Origin of the sequence: Lentzea sp. NPDC058436, from assembly GCF_042721515.1 — a bacterium.
In the GTDB taxonomy this organism is placed as follows: Bacteria; Actinomycetota; Actinomycetes; order Mycobacteriales; family Pseudonocardiaceae; genus Lentzea.
Genome location: NZ_JBHXLF010000019.1, coordinates 31,714 through 46,136 on the forward strand (window position 1 = coordinate 31,714; position 14,423 = coordinate 46,136).

The following is a 14,423-nucleotide window of genomic DNA, read 5'->3' on the forward strand; positions in this document are numbered from 1 at the left end:
GAATGCGGTCAGCGACCCTGGTTCGCGACCGCCGCAATCGCGTCCTTCGCGGCGTCGGGGTCGAGGTACTCGCCGCCCGGCTTGATCGGCTTCAGGTCCTCGTCGAGGTCGTAGCGCAGCGGGATGCCGGTGGGGATGTTGAGCCCGGCGATGGCCTCGTCGGAGATGCCGTCGAGGTGCTTCACGAGGGCGCGCAGCGAGTTGCCGTGCGCGGCCACCAGGACCGTCTTGCCGGTGCGCAGGTCAGGGACGATCTGCTGGTCCCAGTACGGCAGCATGCGCTTCACGACGTCGAGCAGGCACTCGGTCAGCGGCAGGTCGGGGCCGAGGCCCGCGTAGCGCGGGTCGGTGTCCTGGCTGAACTCGCTGCCGGGCTCGATGGGCGGCGGCGGGGTGTCGTAGGACCGGCGCCAGAGCATGAACTGCTCCTCGCCGAACTCCTCCAGCGTCTGCTTCTTGTTCTTGCCCTGCAACGCGCCGTAGTGGCGCTCGTTGAGGCGCCAGTCGCGCTTGACCGGGATCCAGTGCCGGTCGGCGGCGTCGAGCGCCAGGTTGGCGGTCATGATCGCCCGGCGCATGAGGCTCGTGTGCAGGATCTCCGGCAGGACGCCGGCCTCCTTGAGGAGCAGGCCGCCGCGGCGGGCCTCCTTCTCGCCCTTCTCCGACAGGGGAACGTCCACCCAGCCGGTGAAGAGGTTCTCCGCGTTCCACGTGCTCTCGCCGTGGCGGAGCAGGACCAAGGTTCCGACAGACATGGCGGCTAGCCTGCCATGCCGACCCGCCTGCCGTACCCCGGCCGGTCACCGTGATCCACGCCATGTTCCTCGTCGGTGTACAGGTGGATCTCCAGCCCGTCGGGGTCGTTGAAGACCAGCAACCAGCCGATGCTGGCCTCGATCTCCGGCGAGTGCGGGATGCCGAGGCCGTCGAGGTGCGCGATCCAGTCGTTCAGGTCCTTCCTGGTCTCCACGGCCCAGTTGACCGGGTCGAAGCCGGCGATCGCCCTGGCCTTCTCCGGGTTCTCACGCAGGCTGAGCCCTGCGGCGCCGTCGCTCACGTAGCCCGCGACGCCCCTCGTGGTGCCGTCCGCGTCGGTGAACTCCCACTCGGGTTCGAACCCGAAGACTTCGCGGTACCACTCGGTGCTTCTCTTGAGGTCGGTCACCGGGATCTTCACGCCTCTGATGCCTCTGAGCTGCGCCATCTCGGTCGCTCCTTTTGAGTGCATGACCACTGCAACCAATGTGGTTAGACTGCGCTCGATGAAGGACGAAGTCAAGCGTTCGTACAGCTCACCGCTGCGGGAGCAGGCGGCCGCCCAGACGCGCCTGCTCGTGCGCGACGCGGGCCACCGGCTGTTCGCGCGGGACGGGTTCGCGGCGACGTCGATGCGGCGGATCGCTCACGAGGCGGGCGTGTCCGAACGGACCGTGTACACGCACTACCGGAACAAGGTCGAGCTGTTCCAGGACGCGCTGAACGTGGCGATCGCGGGCGACGAGGAGCCCGTGGCGTTGCGGGACAGGCCATCGTTCGCGGAGGTGCTCGCGGTTCCGTCGGCCCGCGAGTTGATCGCGGAACTGGTGCGGCGCAACGGGGTGGTGCTGGAGCGCGCCGGTGCGCTGATCATGGCCGGGATCGAGTCGTCCGGCGCTGATGCCGACATGCGGCGGATCTCGGACGAGGGTGAGCGCGCGATGCGGGCGAACTGCCTGGCGCTCGCGGAGGCGTTGGTGGGGACCGGGGAGGTGCGGCCGGAGTTGGACGCCGCACAGGTCGCGGACGTGCTGGTGACGATGTGCTCGCCGCACGTGCACCAGGTGCTGGGCTGGCCGGCCGATCGCTACCGCGACTGGCTGGCCAGCACCCTCACCGCTTCGTTGCTCAGGCCTGTTCGCGAGCCCTGAGGTCCTTGCGCAGGATCTTGCCCGCGGCCGACTTCGGGATCGCCTCGATGAACTCCACCACGCGCACCTTCTTGTGCGGCGCCACGTGCGAGGCCACGAAAGCCATCACGGCGTCCCCGTCGATCTCGGACCCCGCCTGCCGCACGACGAACGCCTTCGGGATCTCCTCGCCGTCCGCGTCCTTCACGCCGATGACCGCCGCGTCCGCGATCTCCTCGTGGGTGAGGAGCACGGCCTCCAGTTCGGCCGGCGGGACCTGGTAGCCCTTGTACTTGATGAGCTCCTTGACGCGGTCGACGATCGAGACGATGCCGTCGGCGTCGATCACGGCCACGTCGCCGGTGTGCAGCCAGCCCTCGTCGTCGAGGGTGGCGGCGGTGGCCTCGGGGTTGTTGAGGTAGCCCTTCATGATGTTCGGGCCCTTGCACCACAGCTCGCCGCGCTCGTTCACGCCCACGTCGTCGCCGGTGGCCGGGTCGACCAGGCGGCACTCCAGGTTCGGGATGATCACGCCGACGGTGCCCACGGAGATGTCGTCGCGGCTGTCCGGGATGGCGTGGCTGACCGGCGACATCTCGGTCATGCCGTAGCCCTGCGACACGCGGCAGCCGAGGCGCTTGCTCACGGCGGCGGCGAGGTCCACGTCGAGGGGTGCTGCGCCGGAGAAGATCGCCTTCAAAGGCGACAGGTCGTAGTTGTCGACGATCGGGTGCTTGGCGAGGGCGACGGCTACCGGCGGGGCGATGTAGACGCGGTCGGTCCTGTGCTCGGCGATCACCCGCAGGAACTCCGGGAGGTCGAACCTCGGCAGCGTCACGACGGTGGCGCCCACGCGCAGGCCGCCGTTCATCAGCACCTGCATGCCGTAGATGTGGAAGAACGGCAGCACCGCGAGGATCCGGGTCTCCTCGTTCAGCGCGAGCAGCGGCTGGCACTGCTCCAGGTTCGCGACCAGGTTGCGGTGCGTCAGCATCACGCCCTTGGGCAGCGCGGTCGTGCCGGACGAGTAGGGCAGCACCGCGACGTCATTCGCCGGGTCGATGGAGACCTCGGGCACCGGGTGCGAGTTCGCGAGCAGTTCCGGCAGTGACGGGTAGCCCTCGGCTCCGTCCAGGACGACCACGTCGGTCACGCCGGCCTTCGCGGCGCCCGGAGCGGCGTTCGGGAGCAGCACGGACACCGTGAACAGCATCTTCGCGCCCGCGTCGTGCAGCTGGTGCGCGACCTCGTCCGGCGTGTAGAGCGCGTTGATCGTGGTCGCCGTGGCGCCCGCGCGGAGGATGCCGTGGAACACGACGGCGTAGTACGGCGTGTTGGGGCTCAGGATGCCTACGACATCACCTTTGCCAATACCTCGCGCCGCGAGGGCCGCGGCCATCCGGTCGATGGCGCCGGCCAACTGGCCGTAGGTCATCTCCGCGCCGGACATGCCGTCGATCAGCGCAACCCGGTCCGCGCGGTCGGCGATGTCGCCGAACAGCAGCTGGTGCAGCGACACGTCGGGGATCTCGACGTCGGGGAACGGACTGCGAAAGACCATGCGGCGACCTCATTCACATCGCTGTACATCGCTGTACACCCAGCCTGTGGGCACATCGTGATCCAGCCCACTGGGCAGGTCAAGGACAACTCGATCGCTACAGAGCCGTTACTTTGCGCGGCTAAATACACTCGAATGGAGTAATACAAGCACTTGTGATCGCAAGGACGTATCTGAGAAGTTGATACCGCCTCCGCGAGTCGGCTCCCACGCTTACTCGACGAGCGCGAGGCGCATGCGCGGTTCGTCATCCCCCGTCGAATCGCGTGGCCCGCTTGGGATCCGCAGGCTCCCCCCGTCCACGGATCCATGCAGCGGGGACCTTTGACGCGGAACGGCTCGATGCGACTCCCCCTCTCTCCCGAGCCGTTCCGCGCATCATCAAAGACCCACTCTCAGTAGAACTTGATCACCCTGCTTCGTTCATCCGGGTGACGCGGCGCCGACGCCGGAGCAGGTAGACCACCACGAACGCGGGGATCCCGAGCGCCACCACGAACGGCAGCATCGCGCCCAGGCCGATCAGGATCACGCCCGTCACCGCGACCAGCGCGTTCCAGCCGCCGGCCAGGGCTCCCAGGAAGCCGACCTTCTCCTCCTCCGGCGGCGCGATCGGCGTCGTCGCGACGTCCACGGTCAGCGTCGCCATCGCGACCTGGCCCTTCAACGACTCGCTGCGCCGCTGCATCGACTCCAGCTCGGCCTGCCGCTTGGTCAGCTCGCTCTCGACCTGTGCGACCTCGGACGTCGACCCGGCGCGTTCGAACAGCGCGCGCAGCCGCTCGACGCTGGCCTTCTGCGTGGCGATGCGCGACTCGACGTCCACGAGCTGGTCGGTGACGTCCTGGCTCTTCACCTCGCTGCGGGTGACCTCGCCCACGTTCACCAGGTCCTGCACGAGCTTGTCCAGCTCGGCCGACGGCACCCGCACGGTCACGGACCCGGACCTCTTGGTCGAGTTCTCCTGCCCCGCGAACCCGCCCACCGCCCGCGCCCGGTCCTTGACCTGGCCGATGGCCTTCAGCACGTCGTCAGCCCGCAGATCAACGTCCGCCGTGCGCACCAACTGGCGTTCCTGCTGCTGCACCGCCTGCACGGCCGGTGCGTTCTCCTGCTGAGGCGCAACGTTCTGCGCCGCCTGAGGCGGTGCGGCGGCATCCTTCGCCGCCGTGCCCCCGCTGTTCGAACTGCTGCCACACCCTGTTGCAACCAGGGCCAGCAACACCGCTCCCACCCACAGCACTGGTCTACGCATGCCTGTCGGACGGGCGAGGGCGGACCGGGGGTTGCCGGGGAAGCCGAAACGAGTCGGCGGCTAGTCCGAAACGAGATGTTGGAACGCAGCCAGGCTCGCGAGCGACTCGCCGCGCGACACCCGCCACGCCCACTCCCGCCGGATCGCGTCGGCGAACCCGATCTCGAGCAACGGGTTGAAGTCGCCGTCCGCCGCCTCCAGGACCTGCCCGAGCACGCGGTCCAGCTCGTCCACGGTCACGGCGTGCTTGCCGACCCGTCCGACCAGGTAGATGTCACCCTCGGCATCGATCGTGTAGTGCACGCCGTACAGCCGTGCGTTGCGCCGCAGCAGGAACCGGTACACGTCCTCGAACGACTGGTCCGGCCGCCGGCACACGAACGCCTCGACGACCAGCGCGTGCGAGGTCTCGACCAGCCACACGTTGGTCTGGAGCTTCTTGGTGCCCGGCAGCGTCACGAAGAACTTCCCCGGTTCGCGCCGGTCGTACTTCAGCTCCCGCTCGTCCAGGAACTCCTTGATCACACCGTCGACGCTCAAGCGAAAACCTCCCGGCGGAACACCTCTGCCGCCTCTTGATACCCCGCCAGCAGCGCATCAGTCGTGCGGTCCCACGAGAAGCGTCGTGCGTGTCCCACGGCGTTGCTCGCCAGGTGCTCCCGCTGCGGCAGCGCGACCCCGCTGATCGCCGAGGCCCACTCGCCGGGTTCGTGCCCGTGCACGAGCACCCCGGACACCCCGTCGTTGACCGCCACGGGCAGCCCACCGACGGCCGCGGCGACCACGGGCGTCCCGCAGGCCTGGGCCTCCAGCGCCACCAGCCCGAACGACTCGTTGTGGCTCGGCACGGCGACCAGGTCTGCGGCCCGGTAGACCTCCGCCAGCGCCGGTCCCGGCTGCGGCGGCAGGAACCGCACGACGTCCGTGATCTGCAGCTGGGCGGCCAGCTCCTCCAGCGCCTTCGGCCGTTCCGTGCCGGAACCCGAAGGCCCGCCCACGATCAGCACGACCAGCCGCGAGCGCAGCCCGGGATCACGCACGAGCATCTCGGCGGCGGCGCGAAGCAGCACGTCAGGGGCCTTCAGCGGCTGGATCCGGCCGACGAACGCCAGCACGACCGCGTCCTGCGGCACGCCGATCGCGTCACGGGCGGCGCACTGGTCACCGGGCGTGAAGCGGTCGAGGTCGACCCCCGGCGGCACGACGGCAACCTTGGACGGCTCGGCGTCGTAGAGCTTGATCAGCTCGCCGGCCTCGATGTCGGTGTTCGCGACGAGCCGGTCCGACTCGTTCACGACCTGCTCCTCGCCGATCACCCGCATCCGGGGCTCCGGCGCGTCGCCCTCGGCCAGCGCCAGGTTCTTCACCTTGGCGAGCGTGTGCGCGGTGTGCACCAGCGGCACGCCCCACCGTTCGCGGGCGAGCCAGCCGACCTGCCCGGACAGCCAGTAGTGCGAGTGGACCGCGTCGTAGTAGCCGGGCTCGTGGCGTGCTTCCGCCCGTAAGACGCCCGCCGTGAACGCGCAGAGCTGACCGGGCAGCTCCTCCTTGCCCAGGCCCTCGAACGGCCCCGCGGCGACGTTGCGGACGCGCACGCCCGGCGCCAGCTCGACGACCGGCGGCAGCTCCGACGACGTGGCCCGTGTGAAGATCTCCACCTCGACGCCGCGCTGGGCCATCCGCGTGGCCGTCTGCACGATGTAGACGTTCATCCCGCCCGCGTCACCCGTCCCCGGCTGTTCGAGCGGCGAGGTGTGGACTGAGAGCACCGCCACGCGCTTCATCGGGCGACTCGCAGGAGTTCGGCGGCGAACCGCTCCGGCCGTTCGAGGAACGGCGCGTGCGCGGTGTCGGGGTACAGGCTCAACTCGGCTCCGGGGATCAGGGCGGCGGAGTACTCGGCGGCGGCGGGCGCGACCACCTCGTCTTGAGTTCCGTGCACGACCAGGGTCGGCACGTCTACGGCCTTCAACACTTCGGCGCTGCCCACGTCCCGGCGGAACAGCTCACCTCGAACTTTATGGCTGACCGAGGTCGCGGCGGCTGTGAGTTCGCCGACGGTCGAGGCGGGCAGGGCGGGGGCCATGGCCTGGCAGAACGCCGTCAGCACGGCGTCGTCGGTGATCGCGCCGGGCAACGCGGCCCGCATGACCGGCCCGGTCTCGCCTCCTGGGCGACCGCGGCCGATCTCGGTGATGGCGCTCACGAACACCAGCGCGGTGATGCCCGCGGTGCCGTGGAAGCGCAGGTAGTCGGTGGCGACGAGGCCGCCGTAGGACCACCCGACGACGGTCGCGGGGCCGGTGTGGTCGAGCACGGCCTTGAGGTCAGCGGCCCAGTGCGCGGAGTCGCGGTAGTCGCCGAAGTCGTCGGATTCGCCGTGTCCTCGCAGGTCGACGGCGTAGGTGTGGAAGCCGCGCAGGTCCCAGACCGCACCCGTCTGCGCCCAGCCGTGGAGCAGGACCACCGGCGGCGCGTCCGCCGGACCCGATTCGCGAACGGCCAGTCGTCCCCCGCCCGGCGGCGTCACGCGTGTCAGATCCACACACGTTCGAACGACCTGGTCGGGGGACGCATTCCCGCCTGCCCTACTTGACGGCGGACTTGCCCTTCCACTGGTCCCACGAGAGCTGCCAGTCGTACCAGTCGAACTGGGCAGGCAGCGTGGTGATGGAGTTCGTCACCTCGACCGGGTCGCCGACCAGCGCCGAGTCGAAGTACGCCTTCGCGTCGGCCTCCAGCAGGTTCGCGCAGCCGTGCGAGGTGTTGTTCGTGCCGATGTTGCCCGCGTTGTCGTTGTTCTCGTGGATGAACTCGCCGTGGTTCGAGAACCGCACGGCCCACTTCTTCACGACGTTCGTGTAGCCGTAGCGCGGGTTGTCGAACGAGAACGTGTCGTGCTTCGACATGACCACGAAAGTGCCGTTCGGCGTCGTGAGCTCCGGGTCCGCGTCCTTGCCGAACGACGCCGGGTAGTCGGCGGTCTGCTGGCCGTCGCGGAACACCTTGAGCCGGTGGGTCGGGTTGTCGATCTTCACGACCTGGTTGCGGCCGATGGTGAAGTCGCTGGTCACGTCGGCCTTGCCGAACGCGCCGCCGCCGTAGTTGACGCCGTAGAGCTTGGCTTCGACCTTGACCGTGGTGTTCGCGGGCCAGTACTGCTCCGGCCGGTAGTGGACCTCCTGGGCGTTCAGCCACGCCCACGAGCCCTGCACGTTCGCCGAGTTGGTGACCTTGAGCGCCTTCTCGACGGTCGCCTTGTCCTCGACCGGCGCCTCGAACTTGACCATGATCGGCGCCGCGACGCCGACGGTCTGGTTGTCGGACGGCCAGAGGGTCGCGCGGGTCTGCGAGCCGGGCGCGACGGTCGTGAACGAGCCCTTGAGCTCGACCGGCTTGCCGTCGGAGCCGACGACCTTGCCCGAGTAGCTGTACGTCTTGCCGTAGCCCAGCGGCTCGGCGATGGTCCAGCCCGACTTGTCCTCGGTCAGGGTGCCCTTGACGTCCTTGCCCTCCGGCGACTTCACGGCCACGGACTCGATCTTGCCGTCCACGACGGTGACCTGGACCGGGGTCGTGACCTGCACGTCCTTGGTTCCGTCGACCGGGGACAGGGTCACCTTCGCGGCCGGCAGCGAGCTGTCCGCCTTGGGTGAGCCCGCCTCGACACTCGAGCAGCCGGTCAGCAGCGTCAGTCCGGCGACCAGCGCTACAAGTGTTCTCTTCACGGTTTCGACCTCCCACCAAGCAGGACGTCCAGCACGACCGGATGGTGCGGGTGACGTCGGTCACACGCGGGTCGGCCGCCTACGATCGAGGTCGTGAATCGACCTGTCGCAGTAGTGACCGGAGCTAGCGCGGGCATCGGCGAGGCCACCGCGCGGCGGTTGGCCGCCGAGGGCTTCCACGTCGTGCTCGGTGCACGTCGTCTGGACCTCCTCCACGTTATCGCGAAGGAGATCGACGGGACGGCCATCGAGCTGGACGTCACCGACGAGGCCTCCGTCGCCGCCTTCGCGGACCGGGTACCCCAGGCGAACGTGCTCATCAACAACGCGGGCGGTGCTCGCGGGCTGTCGACCGTCGCCGAGGGCGATCCGGCGGAGTGGCGCTGGATGTGGGAGGCGAACGTCCTCGGCACCCTGCTGGTGACCAAGGCGTTCGTGCCGAAGCTGATCACGTCCGGGGACGGGCACATCGTGTCCGTGACGTCCATCGCGGCGTTCGAGGCCTACGACAACGGATCCGGGTACACGAGCGCCAAGCACGCCCAGTCGGCGCTGCACCGCACGTTGCGCGGCGAGCTGCTCGGCCAGCCGGTGCGGATCACCGAGATCCAGCCGGGCATGGTCGAGACGGACTTCTCGGCGAACCGGTTCGGCGGCGACACCGAGCGCGCGGCCAAGGTCTACCAGGGCATCACGCCGCTGGTCGCGGACGACGTGGCGGACGTGATCGCGTTCGCCGTCACCCGGCCCTCGCACGTGAACCTGGACACGATCGTGCTCAAGCCGCGGGCCCAGGCCTCCGCGTCTCGGGCACACCGGGAGTGAGCAGTTCCACGTCGAGCTGACGCAGGACGGGCTCGATCGGGTTCGCGAACCCGGTCGAGCCGCTTCCGGCCACGTACAGGCCGACGACCCGGTTGTCGGCGTCGACCAGCACCGCACCCGAGTCACCGTGGTCGCCGAAGCGTTCGGACGAGTGCACGCGGATCTGGTCGCGCAACGTCCTGACGCCGATCCCGTCGCCGAAGTCGAGCCTGACCGTGGCGTCCGTCGACTCGATCACGCCGTACGTGAGCTCGGTGGTGCGGCCACGTTTGCGCACCGACGAGCCGATCTCCGCCGGCGCGCTGCCGGTGATCGCGCCGATGTCGAGCACCTCCGCGCGGAACGGCCTGGGGCCCATCCGCAGTCCCGCCGCGGACACGGCGCCCGCGAGCGCGGCCCGGTCCAGCACGGCGACCTCGTCCGCGCCGGGCACCCCACCGTCCACTCTGGAAGGATGCACGAACCCGTCGCCCACCGCCCACGAGTCGTCGACACAGCCGACGTGGAAAGTCGTGAGCCCCAACACCTTCCGGTCGTCACGGGTGACCGCGAACGCGCCGAGCGTGCCGGCGATCACGTACTCACCGGCCCGCTCGACCTCGGGCGGCACGACCCGGAACGACCTCGCCGGGCCGATGCCGATGCCTCCGCGCAGGACCGAATGCCGTTCCGCCGCAACGGGATGGTCGTCCGACGCGCGGGTGAGCCGCGCCCGGTGCAGCACGATCGACTCCGCGACCACGTCGGTCGGCACGCCACCGACCTCGACCGGGATCTGCTCCGGGTGGTCAGGCCCCTTGGCGCACACGTAGACCACGATCGCGGCCTTGCCGGTCGGGCGGCCGCCGGTGACCTTCTCGCCGATGTCGACACCGATGACGCCGGGCCTGGCGAGGAACTCGTCTTCGACCATGCGCTTGATCGGCCTGATGACCGCTCGCGCGTTTTCGTCGAGGTAGCTCATAGCGACCTCCGCATCCATCTACGTCAATGAAACACGCCTGGTAGCGGTTGGTCACATAGAGTCACTCGAACAGACCTAGATCTGAACTCCCACGAAGACCGGTTCGGGGTGCAGTTCCACGCCGAACGCCGCCCTCACGCCGTCACGAACCTCGCGCGCGAGATCCAGCAGGTCCTCGGTCGACGCGCCACCGCGGTTGGTCAGGGCCAGCGTGTGCTTGCCGGACAACGACACGCGGCCGCCCGGCCCCTGGTGGCCCTTGCGGAAGCCCGCACGCTCGATCAGCCACGCCGCGGAGAGCTTCTTCTGGCCGTGGCCGGCGGGGTAGCTCGGCACGTCGACGTCCGAGCCGAGGCGTTCGGCGATGCGGATCAGCACGCCGTTGAACGTCGAGTCGTCGATGATCGGGTTGGTGAAGAACGAGCCCGCGCTCCACGTGTCGTGGTCGGTGGGGTCGAGCACCATGCCCTTGCCGCGGCGCAGCTCCAGCACGGCCTTGCGGGCCGCGTCCGCCGGAACGCGGTCACCCTGCGCCACGCCGAGGACGCGCGCCAGCTCGCCGTAGCGGATCGGCGCGGACATGCCGCCGGCCGTGAGCGAGAACCGGGTGCGCAGCACGACGGCGTTGTCCGTGCCCTTGAGGACGCTGGTGCGGTAGTCGAGGCCCAGCTTCGCGGCGGGCACCTGGTGCACCTTGCCGCTGCGGCGGTCCAGCAGGTCGACCGACTGCAGCACCTGGGAGATCTCGACGCCGTACGCGCCGACGTTCTGCACGGGCGTGGCGCCGTTGAGGCCGGGGATGCCGGAGAGGCATTCGAGGCCGCCGAGGCCCTGCGCGACCGCCTCGGCGACGACCGCGTCCCACTCCTCGCCCGCCTCGACGGTGAACTGGACGATGCCGCCGCCCAGCGGGTCGAGCCGGAAGCCCTTGGTGGCGACGTGCACGACGGTGCCGTCGAAGCCGCCGTCGGAGATCACGAGGTTGGACCCGCCGCCCAGCACGAGGACCTTCTCGTCGGCGGCGGCGTCGGCTGTTCGCACGGCTTCGACCAGCTCAGCGGCGGTCGTGGCGTGGACGAACCGCGCGGCCGGGCCACCGAGTCGGAGCGTGGTGCGCTCGGCCAGAGGTACGGACTGCGTGGTGGTCACAGACGTCAACGGTAGCCTCCGCGACATGGCACGCCGCATCGAGCACCACACCACGTCACCCCATTCGGCGGAGAAGGTCTTCGGCGCGATGACCGACGAGACCTATCTGCGGGACAGGCTGGCCGCGATCGGCGGCACGAACTCGGCGCTCATCTCGTTCGACAAGACCGACGAGCGGACGTCGTACCAGCTCAAGCAGGGTGTTCCCGCCGAACACCTGCCGTCGGCGGTCAAGGCCGCTCTCGGCGGCGACCTGGTGATCCAGCGCACCGAGACCTGGGCTGCGGGCGCCGGCACGGTCGAGGTGGCGGTCGGCGGCGTGCCCGGCCGTCTCGAAGGCTCGTTCACCGTCCTGGACAACGGCTCGGGCTCCAAGACCACCCTCACGGGGGAGGTCAAGGTGAGCATCCCGCTGCTGGGCGGCAAGTTGGAGAAGCTGATCGCCGAGCAGGTCGCCGTGCTGCTCGACAAGGAGAGCGAGTTCACGTCCGAATGGCTCGCAAACCGCGGCTAGCCGCCGGCCGGGCCCGCGCGCTCGGCCTGCCGACGCGCGGCACGACCAACCCGAACCGCCTGCGCAGGGTCGACCGGTGGATGACCGGAACGCTCGCCGGATTCCTGCGCGACGCCGCCGACCCGCTAGTGGTCGACCTCGGGTACGGCGCCACGCCGATCACCACCGTCGAGATGGCGGCACGCCTGCGTGTCGTCCGTCCCGACGTGCGCGTGCTCGGGCTGGAGATCGACGCCGACCGGGTCGAGGCGGGCAAGGCCGTGGCCGACCCGCCGTGGCTGGACTTCCGGCGCGGCGGTTTCGAACTGGCCGGGGCGCGGCCGGTGCTGATGCGCGCCTTCAACGTGCTGCGCCAGTACACCGAGGAGCAGTCGTTCGAGGCGTGGGACACCATGCTGTCGCGGATGGCTCCCGGCGGGTTGGTCATCGAGGGCACGTGCGACGAGATCGGCCGCCGGTGCACGTGGGTGACGCTGTCGGCCGAGGGGCCTCGGACGTTCACGCTGGCGGTGAAGCCGTCCGCGATCGAGGTGCCCTCCGACGTGGCCGAGCGGCTGCCCAAGGCGCTGATCCACAAGAACGTGCCCGGCGAGCGCGTGCACGCCCTGCTGGCCGAACTGGACGCCTGCTGGGCCACCGCGGCCCCGTTCGCCCCGTTCGGGCCGCGGGCGCGGTGGGTGGAGTCGGCGCGGCTGCTGACCGAACGCGGCTGGCCGGTGCTGGACGACCGGCGGCGGTGGCGGCTCGGTGAGATCACGCTCGAATGGGCCGCCGTCGCCCCCTAGGGTGGGTTTTGTGGACTACGTCGCGCAGGTTGAGACCCAGGCTTCCGCTCTTCGTTCGGCCGCTGTGAAGGCAGGTGCGGACGCCCCGGTCCCGTCGTGTCCTGAGTGGACTGTTCTCGGCCTCGTGCGGCACATCGCGGAGGTGCACACGTGGGCGGCCGAGGCCGTCGTCACCGCTCCCGAGGACGGCCGGCCGAAGTGGCCGCACGCTCCGAAGGACTTCGACGAGGCGCTTTCCTGGTGGGAGACCGGGCTTTCCACGCTCGCGGAACGGCTGCGCGAGGTACCGGCCGACCGTCCCGCGTGGACGTTCAGCGGCCCGCAGCTCGCCGGTTTCTGGTCGCGCAGGCAGGCGCACGAGACGTCGATCCACCGCCTGGACGCGGAGCTGGCCACCGGTCACGAGCTGCCGGCGCTGGTGTTCGACCCGGAGTTCGCCGCGGACGGCGTCGACGAGTACCTCACCGTCATGGTGGCCCGCAGGATCGAGCTCGGCTTCCCCGTCACGGCCACCGGCAGGCTCCTGCTGCACGCCGCCGACGCGGGCCGCACCTGGCAGCTCGGGCTGACCGCGGGCGAGTCGCTGGTGGTCACCACCGTGCAGGACTCGGCCTTCGAGGAGGACGCCACCCTCGCGGGCACCGCGGACGCGCTCTACCGCGCCGTGTACGCCCGTCCGAGCCACGCGATCGTGACCGGGGACGAGTCGCTGTTGGCGGGTCTGCCCAGGCCGTGAATACTTCAGCGTCGTGTCATCGCCTGAACGCCGCTATGTGATCACCTTCGGCTGCCCTGACCGCACCGGCATCATCGCGAGGATCTCGTCGTTCCTCGCGGAGAACGGCGGCTGGATCGTCGAGGCCGCGTACCACACCGACCCCGAGACGGGCTGGTTCTTCACGCGCCAGGAGGTCCGTGCGGACTCCCTGCCGTTCGGCGTGGACGACCTGCGCGCCCGCTTCGCCGACGTGGCCGCGTCGCTCGGCGCGCAGTCGACGTGGACGGTGACCGACACGGGCTCGCGCAAGCGCGTGGTGATCCTGGTGTCGAAGGAGGGTCACTGCCTCTACGACCTGCTGGCGCGCGTCGCGACCGGTGAGCTGGACGTCGAGGTGTCCGCCGTCATCGGCAACCACCCGGAACTCGGTGACATCACGCGCGCGCACGGCATCCCGTTCCACCACGTGCCGTTCCCGGTCAACGACCCGGAGGGCAAGCAGGCGGCGTTCGCCCAGCTGCGGCTGCTGGTCGAGAAGCACGACCCGCACGCCGTCGTGCTGGCCCGCTTCATGCAGATCCTGCCGCCGGAGCTGTGCGCGGCGTGGAGCGGGAAGACCATCAACATCCACCACAGCTTCCTGCCGTCGTTCATCGGCGCGCGCCCGTACCACCAGGCGCACCGCCGCGGCGTGAAGCTCGTGGGCGCCACCTGCCACTACGTGACGGCCGACCTGGACGCCGGGCCGATCATCGAGCAGGACGTGATGCGCGTGCACCACGGCGACTCGGTGGCGGACATGGTGCGCAAGGGGCGTGACATCGAGAAGGTGGTGCTGGCGCGCGGGTTGCGGTGGCACCTGGAGGACCGCGTGCTGGTGCACGGCAACCAGACGGTGATCTTCTAGTGGCGTGGGGGGGGGGGGGGGGGCGGCGGGCCCCCCCCCCCCCCCCCCCCCCCCCCCGCCCCCCCACGGGTGGTTCGCACCCCCCCCCCCCCACACAAGACACCAACCGCGGACCCCCCCCCCACACCCAC

The 14,423-nt window shown here is 70.0% G+C and carries 16 protein-coding genes; 6 read left to right on the forward strand and 10 right to left on the reverse strand.

The features are described from left to right. Nucleotides 1–8: 8 nt before the first annotated feature. Both ACFWN2_RS37520 and ACFWN2_RS37525 read right to left on the reverse strand, forming a co-directional pair. Entirely contained in the window at nucleotides 9–755 is a 747-nt protein-coding gene (locus ACFWN2_RS37520) for a phosphoglyceromutase (protein ID WP_382435316.1), read from the reverse strand. 5 nt (nucleotides 756–760) lie between these two features. Next, on the reverse strand, nucleotides 761–1,204 hold the full coding sequence (locus ACFWN2_RS37525) for a VOC family protein (protein WP_382435317.1): 444 nt from the start codon (nucleotides 1,202–1,204) through the stop codon (nucleotides 761–763). 58 nt (nucleotides 1,205–1,262) lie between these two features. Here ACFWN2_RS37525 and ACFWN2_RS37530 point away from each other — a divergent pair, with 58 nt between their 5' ends. Continuing rightward, the gene (locus ACFWN2_RS37530; RefSeq protein WP_382435318.1) at nucleotides 1,263–1,907 is read left to right on the forward strand and encodes a TetR/AcrR family transcriptional regulator; all 645 of its coding nucleotides are present in this window, start codon (nucleotides 1,263–1,265) and stop codon (nucleotides 1,905–1,907) included. On the opposite strand, the gene ACFWN2_RS37535 is transcribed toward ACFWN2_RS37530, so the two are convergent. From ACFWN2_RS37535 to ACFWN2_RS37560, 6 genes are all read right to left on the reverse strand, one after another. Next, nucleotides 1,885–3,447, reverse strand: a complete 1,563-nt coding sequence (locus ACFWN2_RS37535; RefSeq protein ID WP_382435319.1) for a 4-coumarate--CoA ligase family protein — start codon at nucleotides 3,445–3,447, stop codon at nucleotides 1,885–1,887. The genes ACFWN2_RS37530 and ACFWN2_RS37535 overlap by 23 nt on opposite strands. Before the next feature lie 409 nt (nucleotides 3,448–3,856). Beyond that, a complete protein-coding gene (locus tag ACFWN2_RS37540; protein WP_382435320.1) occupies nucleotides 3,857–4,543 on the reverse strand; it encodes a DUF4349 domain-containing protein in 687 nt (228 codons plus the stop codon). A gap of 219 nt (nucleotides 4,544–4,762) precedes the next feature. Beyond that, nucleotides 4,763–5,242: a YbjN domain-containing protein gene (locus ACFWN2_RS37545; protein ID WP_382435321.1), complete on the reverse strand. Its 480-nt coding sequence runs from the start codon at nucleotides 5,240–5,242 to the stop codon at nucleotides 4,763–4,765. Further along, on the reverse strand, nucleotides 5,239–6,486 hold the full coding sequence (gene mshA / locus ACFWN2_RS37550) for a D-inositol-3-phosphate glycosyltransferase (protein ID WP_382435322.1): 1,248 nt from the start codon (nucleotides 6,484–6,486) through the stop codon (nucleotides 5,239–5,241). Before mshA ends, ACFWN2_RS37545 begins: the two co-directional genes overlap by 4 nt. Then, on the reverse strand, nucleotides 6,483–7,247 hold the full coding sequence (locus tag ACFWN2_RS37555) for an alpha/beta fold hydrolase (RefSeq protein WP_382435323.1): 765 nt from the start codon (nucleotides 7,245–7,247) through the stop codon (nucleotides 6,483–6,485). Before ACFWN2_RS37555 ends, mshA begins: the two co-directional genes overlap by 4 nt. 43 nt (nucleotides 7,248–7,290) lie before the next feature. After that, the gene (locus ACFWN2_RS37560) at nucleotides 7,291–8,430 is read right to left on the reverse strand and encodes an Ig-like domain-containing protein (RefSeq protein ID WP_382435324.1); all 1,140 of its coding nucleotides are present in this window, start codon (nucleotides 8,428–8,430) and stop codon (nucleotides 7,291–7,293) included. Nucleotides 8,431–8,523: 93 nt separating this feature from the next. On the opposite strand from ACFWN2_RS37560, the gene ACFWN2_RS37565 reads away from it, so the two are divergent. Beyond that, the gene (locus ACFWN2_RS37565; RefSeq protein WP_382435325.1) at nucleotides 8,524–9,255 is read left to right on the forward strand and encodes an SDR family oxidoreductase; all 732 of its coding nucleotides are present in this window, start codon (nucleotides 8,524–8,526) and stop codon (nucleotides 9,253–9,255) included. Here the strand turns inward: ACFWN2_RS37565 and ACFWN2_RS37570 are convergent. Beyond that, nucleotides 9,209–10,219 (reverse strand): hypothetical protein, encoded by a 1,011-nt coding sequence (locus ACFWN2_RS37570; protein ID WP_382435326.1) that lies wholly within the window; start codon nucleotides 10,217–10,219, stop codon nucleotides 9,209–9,211. The two genes, ACFWN2_RS37565 and ACFWN2_RS37570, sit on opposite strands and share 47 nt — an antisense overlap. A gap of 75 nt (nucleotides 10,220–10,294) precedes the next feature. Continuing rightward, nucleotides 10,295–11,395 carry a UDP-N-acetylmuramate dehydrogenase gene (locus ACFWN2_RS37575; RefSeq protein WP_382435327.1) on the reverse strand — a complete coding sequence of 367 codons (1,101 nt, stop codon included), beginning with the start codon at nucleotides 11,393–11,395 and terminating at the stop codon, nucleotides 10,295–10,297. Between ACFWN2_RS37575 and ACFWN2_RS37580 the strand changes: the two genes are divergently transcribed. The 4 genes from ACFWN2_RS37580 to purU are packed head-to-tail and all read left to right on the forward strand — an operon-like array spanning nucleotide 11,394 to nucleotide 14,292. Next, nucleotides 11,394–11,882 (forward strand): DUF2505 domain-containing protein, encoded by a 489-nt coding sequence (locus ACFWN2_RS37580; protein WP_382435328.1) that lies wholly within the window; start codon nucleotides 11,394–11,396, stop codon nucleotides 11,880–11,882. The genes ACFWN2_RS37575 and ACFWN2_RS37580 overlap by 2 nt on opposite strands. Continuing rightward, nucleotides 11,861–12,667, forward strand: coding sequence for a class I SAM-dependent methyltransferase (locus tag ACFWN2_RS37585; protein WP_382435329.1), 807 nt, complete (start codon nucleotides 11,861–11,863; stop codon nucleotides 12,665–12,667). The genes ACFWN2_RS37580 and ACFWN2_RS37585 overlap by 22 nt, the downstream gene beginning before the upstream one ends. Nucleotides 12,668–12,677: 10 nt before the next feature. Continuing rightward, nucleotides 12,678–13,403, forward strand: coding sequence for a maleylpyruvate isomerase N-terminal domain-containing protein (locus tag ACFWN2_RS37590; RefSeq protein WP_382435330.1), 726 nt, complete (start codon nucleotides 12,678–12,680; stop codon nucleotides 13,401–13,403). Nucleotides 13,404–13,416: 13 nt separating this feature from the next. After that, nucleotides 13,417–14,292, forward strand: a complete 876-nt coding sequence (purU, locus tag ACFWN2_RS37595; protein ID WP_382435331.1) for a formyltetrahydrofolate deformylase — start codon at nucleotides 13,417–13,419, stop codon at nucleotides 14,290–14,292. The last annotated feature ends 131 nt before the right edge of the window (nucleotides 14,293–14,423 follow it).

What these genes read in the sequence shown, in the direction of transcription:
- ACFWN2_RS37520 (WP_382435316.1), bottom strand. Translation starts at nt 755, where the DNA reads ATGTCTGTCGGAACCTTGGTCCTGCTCCGCCACGGCGAGAGCACGTGG.
- ACFWN2_RS37525 (WP_382435317.1), bottom strand. Translation starts at nt 1,204, where the DNA reads ATGGCGCAGCTCAGAGGCATCAGAGGCGTGAAGATCCCGGTGACCGAC.
- ACFWN2_RS37530 (WP_382435318.1), top strand. Translation starts at nt 1,263, where the DNA reads ATGAAGGACGAAGTCAAGCGTTCGTACAGCTCACCGCTGCGGGAGCAG.
- ACFWN2_RS37535 (WP_382435319.1), bottom strand. Translation starts at nt 3,447, where the DNA reads ATGGTCTTTCGCAGTCCGTTCCCCGACGTCGAGATCCCCGACGTGTCG.
- mshA (WP_382435322.1), bottom strand. Translation starts at nt 6,486, where the DNA reads ATGAAGCGCGTGGCGGTGCTCTCAGTCCACACCTCGCCGCTCGAACAG.
- ACFWN2_RS37570 (WP_382435326.1), bottom strand. Translation starts at nt 10,219, where the DNA reads ATGAGCTACCTCGACGAAAACGCGCGAGCGGTCATCAGGCCGATCAAG.
- ACFWN2_RS37580 (WP_382435328.1), top strand. Translation starts at nt 11,394, where the DNA reads ATGGCACGCCGCATCGAGCACCACACCACGTCACCCCATTCGGCGGAG.
- ACFWN2_RS37575 (WP_382435327.1), bottom strand. Translation starts at nt 11,395, where the DNA reads ATGTCGCGGAGGCTACCGTTGACGTCTGTGACCACCACGCAGTCCGTA.
- ACFWN2_RS37585 (WP_382435329.1), top strand. Translation starts at nt 11,861, where the DNA reads ATGGCTCGCAAACCGCGGCTAGCCGCCGGCCGGGCCCGCGCGCTCGGC.